Annotated in this window: 4 protein-coding genes and 1 pseudogene; 4 read left to right on the forward strand and 1 reads right to left on the reverse strand. The window is 70.0% G+C overall.

The genetic code is table 11. From position 1 onward, the window contains the following. Positions 1–386: carbohydrate-binding protein (locus tag AB0C29_RS34150; protein WP_360829122.1), on the reverse strand; the 386-nt coding region annotated here is incomplete at its 3' end. Between the two features lie 356 nt (positions 387–742). Here AB0C29_RS34150 and AB0C29_RS34155 point away from each other — a divergent pair. The 4 genes and pseudogenes from AB0C29_RS34155 to AB0C29_RS34170 form a co-directional block, all read left to right on the forward strand. Next, positions 743–1,540: an SCO2525 family SAM-dependent methyltransferase gene (locus tag AB0C29_RS34155; protein ID WP_360829125.1), complete on the forward strand. Its 798-nt coding sequence runs from the start codon at positions 743–745 to the stop codon at positions 1,538–1,540. 34 nt (positions 1,541–1,574) lie between these two features. Further along, positions 1,575–3,422, forward strand: a complete 1,848-nt coding sequence (locus AB0C29_RS34160) for an SCO2524 family protein (protein WP_360829128.1) — start codon at positions 1,575–1,577, stop codon at positions 3,420–3,422. A gap of 2 nt (positions 3,423–3,424) precedes the next feature. After that, positions 3,425–4,336, forward strand: coding sequence for an SCO2523 family variant P-loop protein (locus AB0C29_RS34165; RefSeq protein WP_360829131.1), 912 nt, complete (start codon positions 3,425–3,427; stop codon positions 4,334–4,336). Then, positions 4,333–4,753, forward strand: a pseudogene (locus tag AB0C29_RS34170) (hypothetical protein); the annotation flags it as partial. The gene AB0C29_RS34165 and the pseudogene AB0C29_RS34170, both read left to right, overlap by 4 nt.

Consider the following 4,753-nt stretch of genomic DNA (forward strand, 5'->3'; position numbering starts at 1 on the left):
GTCGTGGGCGGCGGAGTGGTCGGCGGCGGAGTGGTGGGCGGCGGGGTCGTCGGGGGCGGGGTGGTGGGCGGCGGGGTCGTGGGGGTGCCACCGGTGCACGAGCCGAGGTCGCGCCAGAGGGACGGGGTGGCGGCGGGGTTCCAGCCCGCTCCGGCGTACGCGGTGTGCGTCACCAGGGCCGAATAGAGCTTGCCGGCGTAGGTCACCTGGGTGCCCGCGGTGTAGGTGTTGCCCTCGGCCCACCCCGGTGCGGTACAGACGACCGCGGCGGCGCGCACCGGGGCGGTGGTCACCGCCGCCATGCTGCTCGGCGCGAGGGCCACGGCCGTCGCCATGGTCACGGCCGCGCCGGTTACCAGCGCGATAAGGGTACGACGTCTGCTCATAGCCGCTCCTGACCCATCGATGACCTGCCCGGTCCCCCATATCTTCACGGTGATGAACTTAAATATCAAGGGTTGTTAACAGAAGCGGTGGCCCCCGACGATCTCCATTGACGACACCGTCGTTTTCTGGTTCGCTGCCCCGATCTCGGGAGCAGTTCGCCCGAGTGGGCGACGCCCGTTGGGGTGGTAGTCCAAGATGTAAGGAAACCGTGCTGCGCGGCGCGTGCTAACGCACGCGCCCATGTCGTAAGTTGCACCGCAGAACTCGGGGTGTACCGAGGTACTAGAGTGGAGTAGGTCGCCTTCTCGGGGCAGCTTCCACGACCGCGACCGCTACCATCGCCGGAGGAAGTCTCGTGCCCATACGGGATCCGCGTTTCGACTCGGCGATCGACATCGCGCCGCCGCGGGTCGATGCCGAGCCGTCGGTCAATGCCGACTACCCGTGGGACGTCTTCGACTCCGCCGCCTACTTCGAGCACAACTACAGCTCCCTGCGCAGCGACGACGAGCAGATCATCGACATCGTCGCCGGCTTCTTCCAGAAGAACGAGCAGCGCCGGTTGAGAGCCCAGGCCATCGACGTCGGCGCCGGCGCCAATCTCTATCCGGCGCTCGCGATGCTGCCCTTCGCCGCCGAGCTGACGCTGTGCGAGCGCGGCTTCTCCAACCGGCAGTGGCTCGAGGCCGAGATCCTCACGCCGCACCCGTCCTGGTGGCAGTTCTGGTCGCACATGAACGCCGGGCGCGCGGCCTACCAGCCGATCAAGAACCCGTTCGATCTGCTCGGCCGGCGCGCGCAGGTGACCAAGGGCAACATCTTCAGCCTCCCCGCCGGCAGCTACGACCTCGGCACGATGTTCTTCGTCGCGGAGTCGATCACCAACCGCGAGTCCGAGTTCGTCCGCGCCACCCGCTCGTTCGTCAATTCGCTGAAGCCGCGGGCGCCGTTCGCGGCCGCGTTCATGCGCAACTCCTCCGGCTACCGGGTCGGCAACCGCAGTTTCCCGGCGTGCTCGGTCGACGAGGACGACGTCCGGGCGGCGCTGGCCCCGGTGGTGGCCCCCAATGTCACCATCCAGACAGTGGAAAGCAGGAGCCTGCGCGACGGCTACTGCGGAATGATGGTGGCCACCGGCTTCAAGAAGGCGTAACCAGACCCACGGACGGGTAGGTGACGGCGCACCGATGCAGATCCAGCCACGTCAACAGCTCCTCGACATCTGGCGGGCGATCGCCCGTGTCTCCTATGCGGACGGTGGCTGGCGCTTCGGCGGCCGGGACGGTGCGAATTCCATCAGCGACGCCGAGCAGCTGCTGTGCCTGATGGCGCCCGCGACGGAGATCCCGATCTTCCGGCTGGACAATCCCGACGCGGCCAACCGCGACGTGCTCGACGCGCTGGACGCCCTCGGTGAGGACATCCAGGTGCCGCAGCGGTTGATGGAGGCCCTCACCGCGTACATCAAGCGCTACACCGCACCCGACGGCACGCCGAGCTTCTCCGGCGGCTCGTACTTCCTGCCCGAGTTCGAGGGCGAGGAGATCAAGATCCAGCAGCGCGAGCTCGACGTGGTGGACTCGTTCTCCATCTCCGTGACGCTGATGCTGGCGATCCTCGGCTTCACCCAGGTCTTCCGGCAGATCGTCAGCCGGCCCCAGCTCATCGAGCAGGTGACCGAGCTGGAGGAGCGGGCCAGCCAGCGCCTCACCGCGGCGATGGTGGGCCTGCTGCGCAGCTTCTCCGTCAATGTCTTCCCGGCCGACAAACCCTACGGCCGCGAGCTGATCCGCACGGTCAACCAGGAGCGCCGCCCGACCCTGCAGGTGGTCGAGGAGCTGCGCGAGGCCCTGCGGGAGATCAACGCCCGGCTCCGCGACGACGTCACCATCGGTTCCGGTGCCGCCGAGGGCAGCGAGCTGGACCTGCCCAACCGGCTGTTCGAGTGCGGCTGGAGCTGGGGCCTGGTCAGCGACGCCCCGCAGATCGAGACCACCTCCGACGTCGGCGTGCAGCGGGCCGGCGTGGCCCAGAACGCCCCCTATCTCTACTTCACCACCGTGGCCCTGGACGCCATCCAGGCGCTGTCCTCGGAACGCACCCGGCTGCTCGGCCTGCTGGACGAGGCCCAGCTGAAGCTGGCCCAGGCGTTGCAGCTGCGCTTCGAGCTGACCCGCTCGTACTGGGCGACGGTCGCCACCTTCGGATCCGGCCGGTGGCCACTGGAGGACCTGCCCTGGCGGACCACCGACGGCGTGGAGTTCGACTATTTCAGCCTGCTGGTCAGCGGCATGGTCGTGCAGAACATGGTCGCCGTACGCGCCACCAACGCCGACCTCACCCGGGTCGCGGGCGTGCTGGACGAGCTGGCCAACCGCAGCCGCATCACCCGCCGTTCCTCGGAACGCGAGTCCGCGCTGGACGTGCACCACCCCGGCCTGCGCTTCGTGCTGGAGGGCAGCGAGAGCGTCGGCGGGCCCCGGCTGGCCTGGACGGTCGCCGACATCTCGCCGCTGCTGCTCAAGCGCACGCTCAACCTGGCGAGCCTGCTGTCGGACGGCACGTCCCGCAGCCGGCTGCTCGACCTCTCCGGCGAGCTGTGGAAGCACCTGCAGGAACGGCTCATCGCCGAGGGCTCGCAGCACGGCCTGTGGGACCAGCCGGCCGGCGCCTACCCCCAGCTCAACGTGAAGATGACCGAGGCCTCCTGGTACTACACCAAGCGGGTGGTCGACTGCCTGGTCACCGCGGCCCGGGTGATCAACGAGCCCCCGCTGCGCAGCGAGGTGCTGGCCCAGCTGGCGGCCGAGCTGCTCAACGAGGCCGACCACCTGTACGACCGGGAGCGGCTGAACGGCTCGACCTACAGTGGACAGTCGCTGCGTGAGGAGCTCAAGCAGATCGGCGTGGAGCTGGAACGGGCCCGGACCGTACGCCGCGAGCGTCCGGGGGTGGCCGTCGCGGTGACCCAGGAGGTCCTGCGCCGCCTCGATCACCTGTCCGCGGCCCGCCGGGCCACCATCGGACGCAGCTGACCATGCTCGTCTTCGCCACCTCCGACAAGGGCGGGACCGGGCGTACGGTCACCAGCAGCAACGTGGCCTACCGGCACGCCCTCCAGGGCGGCGACTGCTGTTACCTGGACTTCGACTTCGGCTCCCCGACCTCCGGCGCCATCTTCGACCTGCCCGGCGCGTTCGCCGGCGTGCCGGAGGAGGGCCTGCACAGCTATCTGGTCGACGGCGTCGCCGCGCCCCGGCGGATCGACATCTGGTCCGAGTCCGAACGCGACGTGCTGCGCGGCCGGCCCGCCGGAGCCGGGCGGCTGACGTTGTTCCCGGGTGACCGCGGCAAGGGCGAGTTCCAGGCCCACCCCGGCATCGTGGAGCGCTGCATCGAGCTGCTGGTCCGCGCGGACGAGGAGTTCGACCTGGTCATCGTCGACCTCAGCGCCGGACGGTCGTACGCCACCGAGATCGTGCTCGCCGCGACCGCGGCGCTGCCCGACGTCGAGGCCCGCTGGCTGGTGTACCACCGCTGGACCCGGCAGCACATCATCGCGGCCAGCGGCCTGGTGCACGGCAAGCAGGGCATCCTGGAGTCCGGCGAGCAGCACGGCCACAACCCAGCGGCACTCAAGGACGCGATCCGCTTCGTCCGTACGGCGGTGGTCGACCTGGCCTCCCCCGACCAGGCCGGTCTGCGCCCCGAGCAGCTGGCCTGGCTCGACGTCTGCAACGGGCGCCTGCAGGAGCTGGCCAGCCGGCACAAGGTCGGGCGCACCACGGTCCTGGGTGAGATCCCCCTGGACCCGGTGCTGCAGTGGCAGGAGCAGCTGCTGTCCGACGACGACGTGTGGCTGCACCGCACGGCCAACCAGCGCACCGTCGACGCCTTCGACACGCTGGCCAAGAAGGTCGTGGACGACTCCGCCTGGATCGGGCTGTGACCGCCTACGACGGCGTCTTCATCGAGCAGAGCGCCACGCCGGTGGTGCGCCGGGTCCCGCTCGCGCACCTGTCCATCGAGCTGGGCCACCTCTACATGGACGACTTCACCGCGGGCCGGGCGCGCCTGACGGCCCAGTTCGAGGCGGTCCGCCCGTGGGCCGACGCCGCGCGGGGGGCGTGCGCCGACGAGCTGGGCGAGCGACCGCCCCGGGTGAGCACGTGTTTCCTCATCGACGACTACTTCACCCGCTTCAGCACACCCCGGGCGGTGATCGGCGACCTGGTCGAGGCCGCGCGGGCGGCGGGCGTCGAGATCGACTACGTGGCCCGCGAGTCGGGGTGCGCCACCGCCGACGGCGTCGACGTGGCGACGCTCGTACGCCAGCACCTGGTGGCCGAGCCGCCCGAGGGTGACA

The sequence above is a fragment of the Actinoplanes sp. NPDC048791 genome (genome assembly GCF_040650095.1).
GTDB lineage: Bacteria > Actinomycetota > Actinomycetes > Mycobacteriales > Micromonosporaceae > Actinoplanes.